At 70.4% G+C, this 19358-nt stretch carries 18 protein-coding genes; 6 read left to right on the top strand and 12 right to left on the bottom strand.

Going from position 1 to position 19358, the window contains the following annotated elements:
• The coding region (locus C1I99_RS06690; protein ID WP_111133331.1) for a DUF4153 domain-containing protein at positions 1-1480 on the top strand (1480 nt) is incomplete at its 5' end.
• 71 nt (positions 1481-1551) lie between these two features.
• On the opposite strand, the gene C1I99_RS06685 is transcribed toward C1I99_RS06690, so the two are convergent.
• The 3 genes from C1I99_RS06685 to C1I99_RS06675 form a co-directional block, all read right to left on the bottom strand.
• Positions 1552-3003: an alpha/beta hydrolase gene (locus C1I99_RS06685; protein WP_199562013.1), complete on the bottom strand. Its 1452-nt coding sequence runs from the start codon at positions 3001-3003 to the stop codon at positions 1552-1554.
• A gap of 289 nt (positions 3004-3292) precedes the next feature.
• Entirely contained in the window at positions 3293-5068 is a 1776-nt protein-coding gene (locus tag C1I99_RS06680) for a DUF1996 domain-containing protein (protein WP_111133329.1), read from the bottom strand.
• Positions 5069-5377: 309 nt separating this feature from the next.
• Positions 5378-6286: an EamA family transporter gene (locus tag C1I99_RS06675; protein ID WP_111133328.1), complete on the bottom strand. Its 909-nt coding sequence runs from the start codon at positions 6284-6286 to the stop codon at positions 5378-5380.
• A 65-nt stretch (positions 6287-6351) separates the two neighbouring features.
• Between C1I99_RS06675 and C1I99_RS06670 the strand changes: the two genes are divergently transcribed.
• Positions 6352-6873, top strand: a complete 522-nt coding sequence (locus C1I99_RS06670; protein WP_111133327.1) for an Lrp/AsnC family transcriptional regulator — start codon at positions 6352-6354, stop codon at positions 6871-6873.
• Between the two features lie 94 nt (positions 6874-6967).
• Here the strand turns inward: C1I99_RS06670 and C1I99_RS06665 are convergent, their stop codons facing one another.
• From C1I99_RS06665 to coxB, 4 genes are all read right to left on the bottom strand, one after another.
• Positions 6968-7801, bottom strand: a complete 834-nt coding sequence (locus C1I99_RS06665; protein ID WP_233512370.1) for a cytochrome c oxidase assembly protein — start codon at positions 7799-7801, stop codon at positions 6968-6970.
• 65 nt (positions 7802-7866) lie between these two features.
• Complete coding sequence (locus tag C1I99_RS32630; RefSeq protein ID WP_158554017.1) at positions 7867-8226, bottom strand: hypothetical protein; 360 nt, start codon at positions 8224-8226, stop codon at positions 7867-7869.
• Positions 8227-8339: 113 nt separating this feature from the next.
• On the bottom strand, positions 8340-10895 hold the full coding sequence (ctaD, locus tag C1I99_RS06660; RefSeq protein ID WP_111133325.1) for a cytochrome c oxidase subunit I: 2556 nt from the start codon (positions 10893-10895) through the stop codon (positions 8340-8342).
• Positions 10892-11524 carry a cytochrome c oxidase subunit II gene (gene coxB, locus C1I99_RS06655; protein WP_158554016.1) on the bottom strand — a complete coding sequence of 211 codons (633 nt, stop codon included), beginning with the start codon at positions 11522-11524 and terminating at the stop codon, positions 10892-10894. Before coxB ends, ctaD begins: the two co-directional genes overlap by 4 nt.
• Before the next feature lie 551 nt (positions 11525-12075).
• Between coxB and C1I99_RS06650 the strand changes: the two genes are divergently transcribed.
• Positions 12076-12702 carry a hypothetical protein gene (locus C1I99_RS06650; protein WP_146603906.1) on the top strand — a complete coding sequence of 209 codons (627 nt, stop codon included), beginning with the start codon at positions 12076-12078 and terminating at the stop codon, positions 12700-12702.
• Positions 12699-13043, top strand: coding sequence for a winged helix-turn-helix domain-containing protein (locus tag C1I99_RS06645; protein ID WP_111133322.1), 345 nt, complete (start codon positions 12699-12701; stop codon positions 13041-13043). Before C1I99_RS06650 ends, C1I99_RS06645 begins: the two co-directional genes overlap by 4 nt.
• A 68-nt stretch (positions 13044-13111) precedes the next feature.
• Here C1I99_RS06645 and C1I99_RS06640 read toward each other — a convergent pair whose 3' ends face one another.
• The 3 genes from C1I99_RS06640 to C1I99_RS06630 form a co-directional block, all read right to left on the bottom strand.
• Positions 13112-13594, bottom strand: a complete 483-nt coding sequence (locus C1I99_RS06640; RefSeq protein ID WP_111133321.1) for a DUF2795 domain-containing protein — start codon at positions 13592-13594, stop codon at positions 13112-13114.
• Positions 13595-13702: 108 nt separating this feature from the next.
• Entirely contained in the window at positions 13703-14347 is a 645-nt protein-coding gene (locus tag C1I99_RS06635) for a phosphoribosyltransferase (protein ID WP_111133320.1), read from the bottom strand.
• Positions 14348-14395: 48 nt separating this feature from the next.
• Positions 14396-15682, bottom strand: coding sequence for an erythromycin esterase family protein (locus tag C1I99_RS06630; RefSeq protein WP_111133319.1), 1287 nt, complete (start codon positions 15680-15682; stop codon positions 14396-14398).
• A gap of 502 nt (positions 15683-16184) precedes the next feature.
• Between C1I99_RS06630 and C1I99_RS06620 the strand changes: the two genes are divergently transcribed.
• Positions 16185-16460 (top strand): Rv3202a family protein, encoded by a 276-nt coding sequence (locus C1I99_RS06620; protein WP_111133317.1) that lies wholly within the window; start codon positions 16185-16187, stop codon positions 16458-16460.
• A 579-nt stretch (positions 16461-17039) separates the two neighbouring features.
• Here C1I99_RS06620 and C1I99_RS33210 read toward each other — a convergent pair.
• Positions 17040-17210, bottom strand: coding sequence for a hypothetical protein (locus tag C1I99_RS33210; RefSeq protein ID WP_199562012.1), 171 nt, complete (start codon positions 17208-17210; stop codon positions 17040-17042).
• 227 nt (positions 17211-17437) lie between these two features.
• On the bottom strand, positions 17438-18079 hold the full coding sequence (locus C1I99_RS06615; protein ID WP_111133316.1) for a TetR/AcrR family transcriptional regulator: 642 nt from the start codon (positions 18077-18079) through the stop codon (positions 17438-17440).
• A 63-nt stretch (positions 18080-18142) separates the two neighbouring features.
• Between C1I99_RS06615 and C1I99_RS06610 the strand changes: the two genes are divergently transcribed.
• On the top strand, positions 18143-19198 hold the full coding sequence (locus C1I99_RS06610; protein ID WP_111133315.1) for an aldo/keto reductase: 1056 nt from the start codon (positions 18143-18145) through the stop codon (positions 19196-19198).
• The last annotated feature ends 160 nt before the right edge of the window (positions 19199-19358 follow it).

The following is a 19358-nucleotide window of genomic DNA, read 5'->3' as shown; positions in this document are numbered from 1 at the left end:
GCCCCCCACCGACCGGCCGGCAAGCGAGCCGCCGACCGCCGACGCCGGCTCCCCGGCAAGCAAGTCCGGCACGCCGACCGCCGGCCCGCCGGCAAACCGGTCCGAGCCGCCGACCGCCGACGCCGGCCCGCCGGCACAGAGATCCGCCGCGCCGACCGCCGGGGCCGGCCGGGTCGCCGGCGCGGCCGCCCGTCCCGGTGCCACGGGGGCACCGGGGCGGGCGTCCCAGCTGGCCTGGGCGACGGCCACGATCGCCCTGGTCGGGGTCGGCTCGGTCCGGGCGGCCGGGTGGCTCTTCGTGCTCTGCCTGCTCGCCGCCGTGGCGACCGCCACGCTCGCGGTCACCGGCGGACGTACGCCGATCGGCATGCTGGCGGCGGCGATGCTGCCGCCGGTGGCGGCGTTCCGGGCGCTGCCCTGGGCCCGACGCGGGCTGGCCGGGCGCCGGCCCGACGGGTCTGGTCTCAGCAGGGTGCTGGCCAGCGTGGCCGTCTCCGTCGCGCTGTTGGTCCCCTTCGGGCTGCTGTTCTCCTCCGCCGACGCGATCTTCGCCGATCTGCTCGCGGACCTGCTGCCCGACATCTCCCCGGGCGGGGTGGTCGGCTGGACGTTCCGCTTCCTGCTGATCGGCGGCTGGCTGCTCGGCGGGGCGTACCTGCTGACCCGGCCGCCCGACCTGGACCTGCGCGCGGCGCCGGCCCGACCGGTGCACCGGCTGGAGTGGGCGCTGCCGTTGGCCCTGCTCGACGCGCTCTTCGCGGTGTTCGTGCTGGTGCAGCTCACCGTACTCTTCGGCGGGTCCGGGCACGTGCTGCGCACCGCCGGCCTCAGCTACGCCCAGTACGCGCGCAGCGGGTTCTGGCAACTACTCGCGGTCTCCGCGCTCACCCTGCTGGTACTCGCCGGCGCGGCCCGCTGGGCACCCCGGGACACCCGCGCCGACCGGCTGCTGATCCGCGTCCTGCTCGGCGCACTGACCCTGCTCAGCCTCGTGGTCGTCGCCTCGGCGCTCTACCGCATGAACGTCTACGCGCAGGCCTACGGGGCGACCCGGCTGCGGCTGGTGGTGGCGACCGTCGAGCTCTGGCTCGGGCTGCTCTTCGTGCTGGTCGGGGTGGCCGCGATCCGCCTTCGGGCCGGGTGGCTGCCGCGGCTGGTGCTGGCCACGGCGGTCCTCGCACTGCTCGGCTTGGCGGTCGCCGACCCCGACCGGCTGATCGCCGAGCGGAACGTCGACCGGTACCTGGAGACCGGCCGGCTGGACGTCGGCTACCTCGCCGGGCTCTCCGCCGACGCCGCACCGGTCCTGGACCGGCTGCCGGAGCCGCTGCGCTCCTGCGCGCTGCGCGACATCGCCCTGGAGCTGCCCGACGACGGCGTCCGGACGTGGAACCTGGGCCGGGCGCGCGCCCGCGACCTCCTCCGAGCCGAGCCGGCCAGGGCGACGGTGACGTCCTGCCCGGACCCGCACCGCTGGTGACCCTCCCGCCCAGGCCGGGCGGCCCGACCCGACCCACGTGGCGGCTACGCCTCGCCCGCAGGTGGTCTCGATCAGGGCTCGACAGCCGGGCAGGTGGCGCGGGGCGCCGGCGGGCGCGTCGAGATCAGGTATTCGTCGACGGCGCCAGTGGTGCAGGCACTGCGGGTGTAGGCGCCGTGCCCCCAGCCCTCGTACGTCAGCAGCACGCCGCGGTCGCCGAGTTGCCGCGCCACGTTCGTCGCCCAGTTGTAGCCGCTGGCCGGGTCGTGCCGGCTGTTGACCAGCAGGATCGGCGGCGTGCCGCGCACCTTCAGCCGGTGCTGGGGGTTGGCGACCGGCTGCGGCCAGCCCAGGCACGCCGCGACGGCCCAGAGGGACGCCGAGTACCTCACGTCGGGTGCGACGCGGGCTGCTCGGCGCAGCAGGTCGGCGTACTGCCGGTAGTCGCGCACCGGAAGGCTCCAGTCGGCGCAGAAAGCGGCGGTGACCAGCGGTGGAAACGCGGCCACCGCGGCTGGGCCGCCGGCGTGCATGGTGGCGAGCCGGTTGGCCAGGTCGGCCCAGGCGGGGCGGGCGAACCCGCGGTGTGCGGTCACGACCAGGTCGAACGGGGTTACTGCGACGGCCGGGTCGGTGGCGCTGCGCAGCTCGCCGCGTTCGGCGCGAGCCATCAGGTCGGCCCAGACCGCACGCACGTCCCGGCCGTGCAGTGCGCAGCCGGCGGTGCGGTCGCACCAGGCCACGAACTCGTCGAACGAGTCCTGCACCGCGGCTGCCTGGCTGGTCAGGAAGCCCCGGGTACCGAGGCTGTGGTCGACGACGCTCTCCAGCACCAGCGCCCGCACCCGGTGCGGAAACGCCTCGGCGTACTGCTCGCCGAGCAGGGTGCCGTAGGAACTGCCGTGGAAGGTCAGACGGTCCTCGCCCAGAGCCGCCCGGATAGCGTCCAGATCCCGCACTGTGCTGAGGGTGTCGGCGTGGTCGAAGACGGGCCCGGTACGTGCCCGGCAGTCGTCGCGCAGCCGCTGGTTGTAGGCCAGCAGCGCGTCGAACTCGGCCTGGCTGGTCAGCAGGGGCGACGGCCGGCTGGCGAGCAGATCCGGCGAGCAGGCCACCGGGTTGCTGCCGCCCACGCCTCGCGGATCGAAGCTGACGATGTCGAACCGGCGACGCAGTTCGTCGCTGAACCGGCCGACGCCGGTCACGACCCGCGACACACCGGAGTCGCCCGGCCCGCCGGGGCCGAACACCAGCGTGCCGATGCGGGCCTGCGGGTCGGCGGCCGGGCGGCGCGCGACGGCGAGATCGAGTCTCGGTGCCGCCGGGTCGGCCCAGTCGACCGGTACCGACAGTGTCCCGCACTGCGCGGTGGCGTCCTGCGGGCACGGAGCCCAGGCAATGACCGACGCTGGGCCGGCGGTCGCCGCGGGTTGGACCACGCCGACGACACCGGCGACGGCGGACGCGACGCCAGCGGCGAGGAGGGCGGCCCAGCGGATACGACGGGTACGGGAACGTCTCATCGGAATTCACTCCTGGCTGGCGGATCAAGCAGTCCGATGGTCGTTTGTTCCGAACCGGTCGACATCCGGGAAGACCCGGGAACCTCCCCTGAGGACTCCTCACAGATGTGTTGGGCGTAGATCGTTCGGCCTGGCGGCCAAGCCACCCGCATCGCCGCATCCGGCGGACGCCTGAAGGGCACGGGCCGAGGGAACGGCTATGCCCGACGTTCCTGTTGCCGCGCGCATCTGCCGCCGGATCCCGGTGGGCCCGGCCTGCCACGGCCGGACCCACCAGGGGATAGCGGTGTCAGCCGCAGCGGCGGCCGGCGTTGACACAGTTCACGATCTTGGCCATCTGCCGGGTGGAGTTGACGTTGATGAAGTCGTTGTGGTCCGAGGCCGGGTTGTGGTTCTCCTCCGGGAACGAGTCGAGTTGGTACTGGCCGTTGCGCTGCACGTCCAGCGGGATGTTGTAGCTGATGCCGATCCGTAGCTGTGGCACCGCGACCGTGCCGGCCGGGCAGGCGCCGGTGGCCGCGTCCGGGAACCGGATGTGGTCTCGGTGGTTGGCGCTGTCGATGTTCTCGCCGTCCCAGCAGCTGGGGAAGTCGTGCACTCGCATGACCTGGCTGCCGGGCGGGCAGATCGGGTACCTGTCGGTGAGCCGGTCGGTGAACCCGCTGCAGGTCCACGAGGCGCGGGCGTTGGCTGGCCCGCGACTGGTCGGCTTGGACTCCCCGGTGAGTGCGCGCAGGAATCGCGGCATGGCCACGACCTTGGTGGTGGGGTTGCCCCGGTACTCGATCTGCACCCTTGTGGGCCGCAGGATGGCTCCGACGTTGCCGGCGATCTCCAGGTTCGGGCCTTGCACGCCGGGCAGTTCCCCGCCGGCGCTTGCGCTGGCGCTCGGGGCGGGACCGGAGCCGGCGCCGTTGAGCGAGCACCACGCCAAGGCGGCAAGACCGGTGGGGCGGGCACCCTGCCGGCCGATCGCGATCGCGATCCGGTCCAGCGTGGCGATCCGCTTGTCCCGCAAGGGGCCGAGGATGGCGTTGTTGACGAAGTTCGGGCCACCCTCACCCTGCGTGGTCACCAGCCTCTGGTTCGCCTCCGCGATTTGCCGGTCCAGCAACGCCAGGTTCCGGTTCACCTCGTCCGCCGCCCTGGCCGGCACCGCCCGCAGCTTGTCCCGCACGGTGGGGCAGTTGACGGTTGGGGTGACCACGTTGCCACTCGGGGCGCCGCCCGTAGCGGCACCACCGTGGTGCCCGGCATGGGCCCCGTCGTAGCTGACTTCGCAGTCGGCGAGCGAAACCAGACCGGTGGGGCGGGCACTCTGCCGGCCGATCGCGATCGCGATCCGGTCCAGCGTGGCGATCCGCTTGTCCCGCAGCGGGCCGAGGATGGCGTTGTTCACGAAGTTCGGGCCACCCTCACCCCGCGAGGTCACCAGCCTCCGGTTCGCCTCCGCCATCTGCCGGTCCAGCAACGCCAGGTTCCGGTTCACCTCGTCCGCCGCCCTGGCCGGCACCGCCGGCAGCTTGTCCCGCACGGTGGGGCAGCCCACCGTGCCCGGGCCCGCGGCCCTGAGGGTGTCGGCGTCCGCGCCGACCGGGTTGGTTTGGCGGTTGGCCTGCCGGTCGATGCGCACGACGGGCCAGAAGTACGATGACCGGTCGCCGTTGCGGCAGGTGGTGCCGGAGGCGGCCAGGCTCTCATCGGTGGAGTCCGCGGTGATGGACAGGTTGCCCACGAAGTCGTGCACGTGCTGAGCCCCGTTACGGACACCCGGCTGCGCCACCGGGTTGTCCGGACTGAACTTCCCGTTCTCGTTGGTTCCGCAATCGACGGTGAACACCCCGGCCGAGCCGCTGCGCCGCGGTGGCGGAGCCTTCACGTTCGGCGTGACCTGCTCGATCGGCACGAAGCTCGACACCGGAGCCGCCTCCGCCAACGCCCGCCCATTGCGGGAGCTGACCACCACACCGGCCGTGACCGCACCGACGGCGGACAGCGTGAACGCCACCGCCACGATGCGGAATTCCTGCCAGCGTGTTCGTGTTCGTCGCACGCCATGACTCATCGCTGCACCTCCCAGACGTCAGCCGCGTGGCAATGTCGCGGCGCCACGAGGTACGGGTGGGACAGGGAGTGCCGATGACCGGGACCGGTCCACGTCACCACTTCGTAAGGACGGGGCCACAGATTCAGGCAGTCCGGACGTGACCAATCAGGCCCGACATGATCCGCGGCACCTGCGTGCGGGGCTTCTTCTCGGCGCTGCGGCCGTTCGTTGGGCGCGGATCGTCGGGGCCGGGCGACGCTAACACCCTGCGTATAGTCGGTACCTAGAGGAACGCCGTGGGCCATGGGACGCCGGGGCCGTTAGGGATCAATTGCGGGACGGCACGGGGGCGTTGGCCACCTGGTGTACGGCAACGCCCGCGACGACCAGCACCACGCCGGCGATCTCCTCGGCGGTCGGAAGCTGGATCAGCACGACGACGCCGATAACGGTGGCGGTGGCCGGCAGTAAGGACACCAGCAGCGCGTAGGTAGCACGCGGCAGGCGGGACATGGCGAGCTGGTCGGTGACGTACGGGATGACCGACGAGCAGATGCCGACACCAATGCCGGCGGCCAGCGCGACGGGGTCGGTCAGCGCCGGCGCCGCGCCGGTGATTCCCATGGGCAGGGCGATCGCGGCTGCGAGCAACATCGCGACCGCGAGGCCGTCGATGCCGGGTACCTGCGGGCTACGAGCAACCCGGTGACCTAACACGATGTACAACGCGAACAGCACAGCGTTGGCCACAGCGAAGGCGATGCCCACCGGTTCGGCGGCCAGCCGCACGTCGGTGAGCAGGTACACCCCCGCCACGGCGCACACCAGCGCCAGGATGTTGCGCGGGGTCCGAACGGCGACGGCAGCCAGCACGATGACGGGCAGGAACTCGATCGCCGCGACGGTGCCCAACGGCAGCCGATCGAGCGCGAGGTAGAAGCAGCTGTTCATCACCGCGAGCACCGCCGCCCATCCCGCCAGTAACCGCCGGGTGGGCCGGTCAAGGCGCTGCCACAGCCGCCATGGCCGGCGCCACAGGGCGAACACCAGCGCAGCGGAGGCGATGCGCAGCCACGCCACGCCCAGCACCTCGACGCGGGCGAAGAGCAGCACTGCGAACGCTGGCCCGAGGTAGTGAAACACCGCGCTGATGGCGAAGTAGGCGTGCGGCGGCAGCCGCTGCACGAGCGGTGCGATCGAGGCTGTTCTGCGCTGGGTGGAACGTGGCTGCGGCATTCCTCTATCTTCGGAAGAGAAATCGCCTGATACCAGGCGTGATCGAAGGAGAGAGGCCCCGTGTTATGACTGCTCGTACGCCAAGGCCGCCTTCCAACCTTCTAGACGGAAAGTCACTCCTCGACGGCACGAATGTTCGCCTGCTCGACGTACTGAGCGTCGACCCGCGGGCCAGTGCCGCCGAACTCGCCCGCCGGGTCGGCATGTCCGCACCCGCTGTCCGGGAGCGCCTCGCCCGGCTGGAGGAGGCCGGCGTCATCCGTGGCTACCGCGTCGACATCGACCCTGCCGCGATCGGCCTGCCCGTCGCCGCGTGGGTCCGGATCCGCCCGGGTCCCGGGCAGCTACCCAAGATCGCCGAACTGGCCACCCGGACGTCCCAGGTCAGCGAATGCCACCGCATCTCAGGCGAGGACTGCTTCCTGCTCAAGATCCACGTACCCACCATCGGAGCCCTCGAAGCCGTCCTCGACCAGTTCCTGCTTTACGGCCAGACCATAAGCTCCATCGTCGTGTCCACCCCCGTGCCGCCGCGCACCCCCGCGGCAGCAGAGCCTGCGGAACGTCGCAACGGAACCTCCCGCTGATTTCTCTCGCCACGGTGCCACTCTGGGGAACGCCGGCCTGCTTGAGGTGGCTCCTCCGAGTGTTGCCCTCGGCCTCGGGACGGCTGACCGACACTCACCCTCCGCCGCTGAACCGGCCCGAGGCATCAGGGCTGCTCCTGGCCCGTCTCCTCGGGCCGCTCGCCAGATCGGCCTGCTCGCTACGCTGGATCCAGGTGACAAGCAACATCAATCCCGTAGCGACGTAGACCAGGCCGCCCGGGATCCACATGATGACGCCCGCGAGCTGCTGGTCGCCGAGCGGCTCCAGATGCCAAGGTTGCGTTGTCCGCGCATAGCCGTCGTACCAGGGGGTTTGGGCGAAGGTCAGCAGGGCTGAGAGGAAGACGCTTTGCATGGCGGTGGCGAAGACGAGTAGCACGCCGACCCCGGGTGACATCCCGCCGGTGCGCCGGATTCCGATGATCGCGGTCCAGAACAGCACCGCCGTGATGAGAAAGCTCGCGTGCTCCAGCACGTGGACGATCTCGTGCTCGAGTGCGGCTCCGTACGGTACCGCGGCGTGCCAGAACCACAGCGTGCCGACGTGGAGCAGCCAGACAGTGCCCGGGAGGCGAAGGAAGCGTGTGTTGCCCCTGGTCAGCCGGAGTCTTCTGCGCCATCGGGCGGCGGAGCGGCGCACGACCAGGGGCGTACCACGTAACACGGCCGCCCAGGGGGCGCTGAATGCCAGCAGCGGCGCGGCGACCAGCACAAGCAGCAGGTGTTGGACCATATGCGCGGAGGCGAGCGCGCTCGACATCGTTTCGAGAGGTGACAGCAGCGCGATGCCCAACACTGCGAGCGCCCCGGCGAAGCACCTGCCCCTTCTGTCGTCGGCCGGGGGCCGGGATCGTGACCGCCCGGACCGGTAGACCCACGCGGCGAGGAGAATGCCTGCGCCGAGCATCGGGTCCGGCTCCCACACGGTCCACAGATCGTGGGGTGCCGGCGGTTGGCCCGGGTGCGCGAGGGTCATGGCAGGCAGGCCGGTAGGAAGAGGGCAGGTACACCGACGAGCAGGACGGACACGAATCCGAGCAACGACAGCAGGAATCCAGCGAAGGCCAGGCTGCCGCCCCAGTAGGGCGTCTCGAGACCGCGGCCCTCGGGGCGATCCCGCTGATCGGCGCGCCACCGCCGGTATGCCCACAGGGCGGTTGCCAGGCACCCCAGCGCGGCGACTGCGGTGGCCGCCAGGGTCACGACCACCGGCGCCGGTGGGTCGAACACGTCCAGTCCCGGGCCGTCGCCGGTGCATCCGGCCTCGACGGCGAGGTAGACGACCATGAAGTGGACGCTCCAGATCAGCGGTCCGGCCAGGAACAGCGCCATCACCGACCATTCCCGGCGGCCGCCCGAAACGTCCACCGCGACCGGGGTGCCCTTGCCCGCGGTGGTGGCGCCCTTCCTGCGCCAAGGCCTGTCGCGTGGGCTGTCGTGTCGGTTCATGTCAGGTACGGACCGAGGTAGAGGGTGCCGAACCCGATGATCCACACGATGACCATGGCCCTCCAGAAGCGCTCCACGTTGGCGAGGGGTGCGTGGCGCCGGGCGCTGTAGGCCCCTCGTGTGGTCCAGAAGATCGTCATGGTGAGCATGATGATGGCGGCGGCCGCGACGACGATGACGAAGCCGGCGAGGGTGTAGAAGATCGAGCCGTAGGCATGGGCACGCCAGGCGAGGCCGAGCCGGGTGAGGTCGAACCACTGCACGGACGTCCCCGTTACGCCGAGGATGAGGGCGGCGACGAGGCCACCGAGCAGGCCGCGGCGGTCTCCCTGACCGATGCGCCGCTCGGCGAACAGGACCGCGCCCGCGCTCGCGGCCAGGAGCGCAGCGCTGAGCAGCGCGAACGCCATCGGCGGATCGCCGACGCCGGGCGGCGGCCACTGCGGGTTCTCCAGCCGGAGGTAGAAGTAGCTCAGCAGCAGCGCGGCGAACGCGGTGCCGACGAAGAGGATCACCAGTCCGGTCCCCCACCGGGCGACGACGACGCTGCCGTGGGCGTTCACCGGTACGCCGTACTCGCGCTCGAAGGCGTCCTCGTCCTCCTCGCTCATTGGCGGCGGCTTCGGCCAGTTCCAGGCGATCACGCCGCCAACGATGATCAGCGCGCCGACCATGGCGCCCCAGCGGAGCTTGACCAGCTCACTGAGGAAGATCAGCACGATGCCGAGCGCGGTGACCAGTGGCCAGATCGACGGACCGGCGACGCGGAAGACCTCCCGGGGCCGGGCGTCGGCCGTCCCGACGATCACCGCGGCCCGCCACTTCAGCGGCCACTGGGAGATTCCGTGGACGAAGCGCTCGACCGGGCCGTCGCCGCGGTGCAGATCGTCCTGATCCCACAGCGGATGGCGGGTGCGGATGATCGGCAGCACCGACCATCCATGCTGCGCCGGTGGGGACGGCAACGCCCACTCGAGGCTGTCGGCGCCCCACGGGTTGTTGCCCGCCTTCTCTCCTCGCCGGTAGCTGCGCCACACGTTCCACACGAACACGGCGATTCCCGGCGCGATGATCAACACCCCGATCGTCGAGATGAGGTTGTGGATCCCCCAGCCAAGTCCCTCGTCGTAGGTGTAGACACGTCGCGGCATGCCCATCAGGCCGACCTGGTGCATCGGGAAGAAGGCGACGTTCACGCCGACGAACAGCAGCCAGAAGTTCCACTTACCGAGGCGCTCGTCGAGCATCCGGCCGGTGAACTTCGGAAACCAGTAGTAGACACCGGCGAAGATGGGGAACACCACCCCTCCGATCAGGACGTAGTGCAGGTGTCCCACAACGAAGTACGAGTCGTGCGCCTGCAGGTCGAACGGCACGGATGCCACCATGACGCCGGTGATACCGCCGATCACGAAGATGATCAGGAAGCCGACGAAGAACAGGAACGGGGTCTTCCACACCGGCCGCCCCGCCCAGATGGTGGCGAGCCAGGAGAAGACCTGAACTCCGGCGGGAATCGAGATGGCCATGCTGGCGGCCGCGAAGAAGCTCAGCACGAGCGGCGGTAGCCCGACCGTGAACATGTGGTGCGCCCACAGGGCGAACGACAGGAACCCGACGGCCACCAGCGACGCGACGAACCAGGTGTAGCCGACCGGCCGGTGCCTGACGAACACCGGAACGATCATCGCCATGACGCCCACCGCGGGGATGAACTGGATGTAGACCTCGGGGTGACCGAAGATCCAGAACAGGTGCTGCCAGAGCAGTGAACTGCCCCCGTGCTGTGGGTCGAAGAACTGGGTTCCGAAACCGCGATCGAGCTCCAGCAGCAGGCTGCCGACGATGAGCGTCGTGAACGCGAACAGGATCATGAACGCCATCACCAGCACTGCCCAGGCGAACAGTGGCATCCGGCTGAGCGTCATCCCGGGTGCGCGCATCTTCAACACGCCGATGATGATCTCCACGGCGGCCGCGATCGCACCCACCTCCGCGACCCCGAGCCCAAGGACCCAGAAGTCGATGGCGAGGCCCGGTGAGAACTCGGGACCGGACAGCGGGGTGTAGGCGAACCAGCCCGCGTCGGGGACAAGCTGGAACAACGTGCTGCTGTAGTAGAGCAGGCCGCCGAGAAGGAACGTCCAGTAGGCCAGCGCGCCGAGGCGCGGGAACGGCATCTCCCGCGTGCCGAGCAGCGGGGGCAGGAGAAGGATCGCGAAACCCTCGAAGATCGGCAGGATGACGAGGAACATCGTCACCGAGCCGTGGTTGGTGAACAGCTGGTTGTACAGCTCCGGACCGATGAGCGTGTTCTGCGGCACCGCGAGCTGTAAGCGCATCGCCAGGGAGTCGAAGCTCCCGCCGAGCAGCGCGAAGAAGAATCCGGTCAGGAGCAGGCGCGTACCGATCTTGTCGTTCTGGACTCCGGTGAGCTGTCCGCGTAGGCCCCGGGGGTCGGCCCAGAGACGGTCGAGCTCGTCGGTGGTCGCCGGCTCGGCGCCGGACGGCGTCGGCCGGCGAGGATGTGGTGCCTCCGGCTCGCTGCTCATCGCTGCGCTGCCACCCACGCGGCGAATCGGTCCGGCGGCTCGGCTATGACAAGCATTTTCATGTCCGCGTGGTGCAGGCCGCAGAACTCCGCACACCGGGAGTAGTACTCGCCGGGCTCGTCTGCCTGCAGCACCAGCGCGTTCGTGTCGTCGGGCAGCATGTCCATCTTCCCGCCGAGTTCGGGCACCCAGAAGCTGTGGATGACGTCTGCGGAGGTGAGCCTCAGCACGACGCGCCGTCCGACCGGGAGATGAAGTTCGTTGGTCGTGGTGACGGCCTCGTCGGGATAGTGGACCTCGAACCACCACTGGTGCCCGACGATCTCCACGACAAGCGCGTCCCGGGAGGCGGTGGTCGGCATGACCCGCATCGCCCACACGGTCGCGGCGAACACGATGACAAGCACGATCGCCGGCATCAGCACTCCGCCGCCGACGAGCCAGCGGCCGACACGCTTGCGTACATCCGGCTCGGCTTCCCCCGGGGTCCGGGACAGGCCCCGGGCGAGCAGCACGGCGAACACGACGAACACAGCGGTGCCGAGCCCGAGGAGTAGCCACCACAGATCGGCGATCGTCTCGGCGACCGGCCCCCTGGGCTCAAGGAGTCCCACCGCCAACACCATCATCATCAATCCCCTGCCGTTCAGGTCGGGCAGTCATCGGCCGTCGGTCGTCGCGGGCGAACCGTGCCCAGCCACGACGCCGGGGCCGTTCGCGAGATTCGGCGTTACGCGGCCCGCAGCGTCGTGGCCAGCCTGCCATGCCAGAGGCCGGTACGTAGCGCTACTTGCCGCTTTTGTCATAGTTGGCCGGGGCGGCGAGCGCCGGCGATGGTCATGCACCACTGGGTGAGGTGGGCCAGCGGGGCTGACGCACGAGCGTCGACGTGGTCACCGGCGTCTCACCGGTGTACGTGCCTGGCGGCAGCCCGGCGTGGTCCTCGCGGCGTCGCGCACACGTGGCGGTTGCGGGCTGGCGCTGGTTCTTGCCACCGGGGCACCCTCCCTCTAGGCTTTGCATAGCAAAGCTATTGCTCCTACAAAGCAGATTGGGGTACGCCATGGACCCGGGGGCCACTGAGCAGGCCGGACGCACCCTTGCGGAGCTGGAAAGGCTACGCAGACGCACGCACCGGCGGGCCCACGGCGGCGCATGGCTGCCGGCCACAGGGATCGCCGTGCTGTTGCTGGCCAGCATGGCGCTCTACCGCCACCCGCTGGGTTCCGCATCGTCCATCATGGCCGATCATCCCTGGTGGGCGGGACTGCCCGACGAGCAACGCAACCCGGTGACGTCCTACGTGTTCTGGTTCGTCGGGACGCCCCTGCTGTTCGCCGCCACCGGCCTCTGGTACCACTGGCGCGCCCGCCGGCTCGGCGTACGGGTGGCCTGGCCACTGTTCGTCGGCACCGGGCTCGGGGTGCTGGCCCTGCTGGCCGTGTTCGCCGCTGTGCCCACCGGTCCGGTGCCGGACGGGCTCGTCGCGGCCGAGGGGCCGTTCTGGCCCGGGCTACTGACCCCACTACTGCCGCTCGCCGCGGCGGTCGTGGTGCTCGGCCGGGCCGAACGCAGTCGCGGTCTTGTCGTCGCCGGCGGGTGGATCGCTCTGCTCACGGTCTGGCTCTGCACCTCGTTCCCGCTGGGTTCCGTGCCGGGCTGGGCGAGTTGGCTGCTCGGCGGCGGTGGGGAATCGCTCGGCGGACAGCTCGCGCTGAGGCCCGGCCACTATCTTGTCCTGATGGCCCTGCCCCTGCTCTCCGTCGCCGCCGTCCGGCTGCTGTCCGGCCGCGCGGACCGCGCGTGACCCAGCAGCAACCGCCGCACCCCGCCACGGCCCTGGACGACGTCGTCCACCAGCGGGTACGGCTCGGCATCCTCACCGTGCTCAGCGAGACGCACGAGTGCCGGTTCGCTACCCTGCGCGACGAGCTCGGGCTCACCGACGGCAATCTCAACCGGCACCTGCGGATCCTGGAACAGGCTGGGCTGCTCCAGGTGACCAAGGGCTACGAGGGCCGTCGTCCGTGCACCTGGCTGCGGTTGACCCGGCAGGGCCGGGCCGCGCTGCACGCAGAGGTCGCCGCACTGGAGCAGCTGGTCAGCCGGATCCGCACCGCCACCGACCAGCCCGACCCGCAGTCCTGACCGCCGACCAGAACCGGTGCCGGACGTGGCCCCCCGGTGACGGCGCTCGTGCAACTCGGCCGGAAATCTCAGTCGTGGTCCCAGGTGAGGTCACCCACCGCCTCCAGCAACTCGGCAAGATCCGTGAACTCCTTCTTCTTCACTCGCCCCAACACCTGCGTGACCCGCTCAGGCGCCTCGTTCCTGCGGGCCCGGTCGAGCACCGCGTCCTTGCCGGCGGGAAAGTCGAGTCCCTTGAGGTAGCGGTCCTCCAACTCGATCGGGTTGGTGGGAGGCTCCTTGATGCCCTCTGGCGGCGGTAGGTCGCTGGTCTTCTCACCGCTGATCGCGGCCCACGCCTTCCGGTAGTCCCAGTCGAACGGAACGTTCTCGTTCCTGAGTCGCTCGATGTCCTCGATGAGGACCGGCACCTCCTGCTTGGAGAAGTCGGCGTCCCGCACGGCCGGACCTCTGAGGTACCGGAGTACGTCGTCCCAACTCCGGGCCCAACCACCGGTGTTGTCCATGAGTTCCTTGACGTCCGAGTGGTCGTAGGTTCGCTGCCGTGCCATCGTGGTCTCCTCCTCGTCTCGCCATCGGCTACCTAGCGTTCGGTCAGGAACGGCTGCCGGCCTGCGCCGGGGCGCAGGGCTGCGCGGCTAGGGCCCCGGGGTGGTGGTTCACCGCGCTCGGCTGAGTATCTGGTCGACGTCGGCGTCGGTCAGCTGACCGAAGTCGGTGTACCACTGCCCGACCGCGGCGAACTGCTCCGGGGCATGCAGGCAGACGACGGTGTCGGCGTCGGCCGCCAGGGCGTCGCGCGCCTGCCGGGAGCAGACCGGCACGGCGAGGATCAGCCGCCGTGGCCGTTGCGTGCGCAGCCAGCGGAGAGCGGCGTGCGCGGTAACCCCCGTCGCCAGGCCGTCGTCGATCAGCACGACGGTGCGATCGGTTACCGGCGGTGCCGAACGATCGCCCCGGTAACGATGCCGTCGCCGGCTCAGCTCGGCGCGTTCTGCCGTCACCGTCTCGGCAAGGTCTGTTTCGGTGACACCGAGCAGGCGCAGGGCTGTCTCGTCGAAGATCGGCGGCCCGCCCTCGGCGATCGCGCCGACGCCGAACTCGGGTCGGCCCGGGGCGCCGATCTTGCGCGCGATGACGACGTCGAGCTCACCACCGATCCGGTCGGCCACCGGCACCGCGACCGGGACGCCGCCCCGGGGCAGGGCCAGCACCAACGGTCGCTCCTGCGATGCGGCCGGCACCTCCTGTGCGACCTGACCGGCCAGCGCCTGACCGGCTTCGTCCCGGTTCGCGAAAATCATCACTCTCTCCCGTCGGCGGCGCTCCGCGGCCGCTCGTACCACTGTCCATCAGACTCCGGAGGGGTAGGTCTGGGCTTCGGCGGCCTCGGCCGGCCGGATGGGCAGCGGCCGGAGAGCGTGGGAGTGGTCGATCCAGCAGAAGGCGTCGTAGCGGTCGCCGAGCACCGTGGGCACGTAGTTACCCCGCCGTTCCTGCTGCGGGTGGTAGACGACGCCGATCGCCCGGTGGTCGAGTTCGTGGGTCAGCACGTCGGGCCGGTCGCCCTGCGGAAAGATGAACAACGCCTGCGGCGGTGCGGCGTCGTGTAGCACATCCTCCAGCGAGTACGACCGACCCGGCGGCACCGGCATCACCTCCAGCGGGGCGCCCCATGCCTGGCCGGCGACCACCGTGCCGCGGTGAGTGCCGAAGCCGACCAGTACAACCTGGTCCGGGCCGTGGCGTTCGCGGGCGAGCTGGCCGATGTTGACCTCGCCCGCGTCGGCCATGTCGGTGGCCCGGGCGTCACCGACATGGGTGTTGTGGGCCCAGACGATCGCCTTCGCGCCCGGCCCACGGTGGTCGAGCAGCCGGTCGAGGGTGGCGTCCATGTGCCGGTCCCGGACGTTCCAGGATTCGCGGCCGCCCCGCACCATCGCCCGGTAGTAGCGCTCGGCGCCGGCGACGACCTCGGCGTTCTGCCATGCCCCGAACCGGCCCGCGCCGTCGGTCGCCGCCCGCTCGCGCAGCCTGACCAGCAGGTCGATGACAGCGTTCTCGCAGTTGGTCGGCACGAACCGGGTCGCCAGCGCGTACTGCTGGCCGTCCTCGTCATACGGTTGGAAGCAGCGGTAGGCGGCCAACGCGGCCGGCACCTGCTCCGGCTCATGCTCACCGAGGTAGGTGAGGATCGCGCGGAGCGACTCCCACAACGAGTACACGTCCAAGCCGTGGAAGCCGACCCGCGCCGCCTCGTCGACGCGGGCGTTGTGGGCGCGCAGCCAGCGGGTGAAGTCGACGACCTCTTCGTTGGCCCACATCCACGTCGGCCACCGCTCGAACGTCGCCAGTGCGTCCCGCGGGTCGGTCGGCGCGTCGGCCAGGCACCGTACGCTGCGATCCACCCGATCGCAGTCGGGCCAGTCGCCCTCGACGGCGACGAACGAGAAGCCCTTCTCCTCGATCAGCCGTCGGCTGATCGCCGCACGCCAGGTGTAGAACTCATGCGTGCCATGGCTCGCCTCACCAAGCATGACCACGCGGGCATCACCGATGCGGTCCAACAGCGCGTCCAGGTCGCCGGGGCCGGCCAGCGGCGCCGCCAGGGCGGTCACCTCGTCGCCGTAGCGTCCCATCGTTCAGTCCTGCCGCGACCGATCGGGCTTCGGCCGGCCGATGTCGCCTCCCGACTCCCCACCGTCGTCCGGCTGAGGCGGCGGGGCCGGCACCGGTCCAAGGTTGTCGCGTCCCGGAACGTCGGTGAGGTCGATCGGTCGTTCGACATCCGGCCGGCCGGGCGGGTGCGGAGTCGTCGCCATGGGGTTTCCCTCCTGGTCAGGTGTACGGTCACCTGCCGCCGGCGGCGTTGACGGCGGACGTCTTGCCGGACAGGGCCGGGCGACCCGCCCCTCTCTCGCCGATGGCGACAGGCGAGTGGGACGACCGGCTCGGATGGGCCGGGTACCCCGATGCGGTGGCACGCATGCCTGTCCGGGTATGCGGGAACCCCGCCGGATCGCCCCGTAGCCGGGCGCGGCGGCCGGTGTCGGGTCCCAGGTGTGCGACCGGACGGACCGGGTAGCCGACAGCCGGGGGTGTCGACGCCGGCCCATGGGCCGAGCAGGGAGGAGTGGCAACGTGACCGAACGCTGGGGCGAGCGGGGCGATCCGCTGCGGGAGCCGCCGGAGGCCGACGCGGTGGAGCAGCAGCAGACGGTCGTCGACGACCCGGACGCGGAACTGCCACCGACGCGTGTGCCGATGGACGCCACGGCTGCCGACGTTGCGGAGCAGAGCGCCGCCGTTCCGGGCGAGCGGGACGGCTTCCCACCGACCCTGCCCGTGGACGCCAACCCTGCCGACGTTCTGGAACAGCGCACGACGGTCAACCTCGAAGAGGAGCGCCGCGACTGACGGCGCGTGCGGAGCCGTATCAACGCGGGGGATCGCGGTAGCCGGAAGGAGAGCTGCTGTTGACCCGCTTAGCGAGGAGGACACATGTCCCGACCAGGTGATCGTAGGCAGCGGCCCCGATCGAGGAGAACGAGCGACGGTCTGACGTGCCGCGTGGCGGTGTCCACCCGGAGCAGCCGACGGGCGGACCCGGCGGCCAGGAGGTGCCGGAGGCTGGCCGTGCCACGTGGGAGACAGCGAACCGGAATCCGTCGCCACTGCCGGATGAGCCGATGCCTCCGCAGGACTGATCGGGCACGGAAGGACCTTCCGAATGTCTCAAGAGCCCGCACGGCGGGGGGCGGACGACAGCGGCGTGCCGACCGAGATCGACATCCCGCCAGATGACCGCGTGCCGGTCAAGCATCGCCTGCCGGGTCCAGGACAGACATACGCGGAGATGTTGGCGCCCTCGCCTGGTGGGTCGGGGCGGCACTGTCCAGTACTGACGATCGGCGGCGGTACCGGCCGGTTGATGCCCCGGGCCGCGCCGCCCTTGGCCGTCGTCAGCTGGCGTCGGTGACCGTTGCGAGCTGCCGGTCACTGTTCGTCGTCGACCACGTCAATCTGGTCGTCATGGGTGAACGTCGCCGGGCGGTGCTCGTCAGGCTGGGGGGCCTGCGCCGGGTTGTGGTGGGGGTCCCCGTCTGGAGAGAAGAGCACGTCATCGGTCTTGGCGCTCTTCTCCCGACCTTCGTCGGGCTGCGTCACGTCACCCCTCCCAGCTGCCGATCCTGTGGCTCACGTTACGCTTCCCGCCACTCGAATCGGTGCCGTTTGCACCTGCGGCCAGCCGGGGTGCGGCGGCCCGGGCCGGGGGAACCGTGGTGGGAGTGGCGCCCGGCACGCCCTGGCCCTCGGATACCGGCTGCCGCGCGGCGCGAGCTGGCACTCACTGATCAACTGCCGACGGCGTGTAGGTGGGCGACTGTTCCGGTCTACGCCGATCCACGGTCCCCGTCCCTCCGGTAGACCCCGGCGCGAGCCCCGGCCACGGCGGCTGCGGCGGCCCGGTCCGCTGCGGCCTGGTCAAGGACCTCGCCGCTGATCAGCAGCCGGTAGTAAAGAGGGGCGGAAACGGCCCGGATCACCTCCCGGGGGTCGGTGTCGGGGGGTATCTCGGTGCGGTCGATGGCCTGTTGTACGCAGGGCGCCCATTCGTTGACCCGGATGTCGTAGAACCGCCGCAGCGCCTGGGCGGTCCGTGTGTCCCAAGTGGCGGCCGCAATCACCGCCTTGAACAACGCGACCTGACGGGGGTCGGTCAGGGTGCGCTGCACAAGCCGAGCGTTGGCCGTGAGATCGCCGAGCAGCGAGCCGGTCTCCGTACGAGGCACCGACTGTTCCGCCATGTCGGCCAGCAGGTCGGCTACCAGGTTGGCCACCGTCCCCCAGCGGCGGTAGACGGTGGTCTTGCCGACGGCGGCGCGGCGGGCGACGTCGGCGAGATCGAGGTGGGCGAAGCCCTGCTCGGCAAGCACGTCCTCGGCGGCCCGGAGCACCGCTGCCCGCACCCGTGCGGTACGGCCACCCGGCCGGACACTCCCCGGTTCGGCCTCATAACGGGTCTCTAGTTCCATTAGCGGTCTCATTCTGCTACGGTCTCTAACGGAACCAGAGTACCGTTAGAGACGAGGGTTGGTATGGAATCCAGGCGGCTGGGCGCTTCGGGGCTCAACGTTCCGGCACTGAGCTTCGGCGCGGGGACCTTCGCCGGGCGGGGGCCGTTGTTCGGCGCATGGGGCACCACCGACGCGCAGGAAGCGCGCCGGCTCGTGGAGATATGCCTGGACGCGGGGGTCACTCTCTTCGACACCGCCGACGTCTACTCCGACGGCGCCTCCGAAGAAGCACTCGGCAAGGCCATCAGGGGTCGCCGGGACCAGGTGATGCTGTCCACCAAGACCGGCCTGCCGCTGGGCGAGGGGCCCAACGATGCCGGCACCTCCCGCTCGCGCCTGATCAAGGCATGTGAGGCCGCGCTGCGCCGCCTCGGCACCGACTACATCGACCTGTTGCAACTTCACGCATACGACGCCGGTACGCCTGTCGAGGAGGCCCTGTCCACCCTGGCGGATCTCGTACGAGCCGGAAAGGTTCGTTACGTGGGCGTCTCCAACTTCTCCGGCTGGCAGTTGATGAAGTCCCTGGCCGCCGCGGAGACGTACGGCCACCCCCGCTACGTCGCACACCAGGTCTACTACTCGCTCGTCGGCAGGGACTACGAGTGGGAGCTGATGCCCCTCGGGCTCGACCAGGGTGTCGGAGCACTCGTCTGGAGCCCTCTGGGTTGGGGAAGGCTCACCGGCAGGATACGGCGTGGCCAGCCGCTGCCCGCGCAGAGCCGACTGCACCAGACCGCCGAGTACGGCCCTCCCGTGACCGACGAGCATCTGTTCGCCGTTGTCGATGCCCTCGACTCGGTTGCCGAGGAGACCGGCAAGAGCGTCCCTCAGATCGCGATCAACTGGCTGCTCCGGCAACCGACAGTCTCCTCCGTCATCATCGGGGCGCGGAACGAGGCGCAGCTTCGCCAGAACCTCGGCGCGACCGGGTGGACACTGGCGCCGGAGCACCTGGCGAGACTCGATGCAGCGAGCCACCGGGAAGCCCCCTACCCGTATTTTCCGTACTACCGCCAAGCCGGCTTCGCCCGCCTCAATCCACCCGTGCGCCACGCCACCTCAGCCCGACCGTGAGGCCGCCCGACCACACAGCGGTCAGCCAGGTCGCCGTCCCGCGGCTGGAACGCAGGTGCGGCCATCAGCTTGTCGCCTACCTCGTCGCCGCCGGTACGGAGCATTGGCAGCTGCCTCCATCGATGGCATGATCGTCCATCCACGATCAAGGCGAAAGCTG

Origin of the sequence: Micromonospora deserti (assembly GCF_003236335.1) — a bacterium.
GTDB classification, from domain to species: Bacteria; Actinomycetota; Actinomycetes; order Mycobacteriales; family Micromonosporaceae; genus Micromonospora; species Micromonospora deserti.
This window is presented reverse-complemented; position numbering and strand designations above follow the sequence as displayed.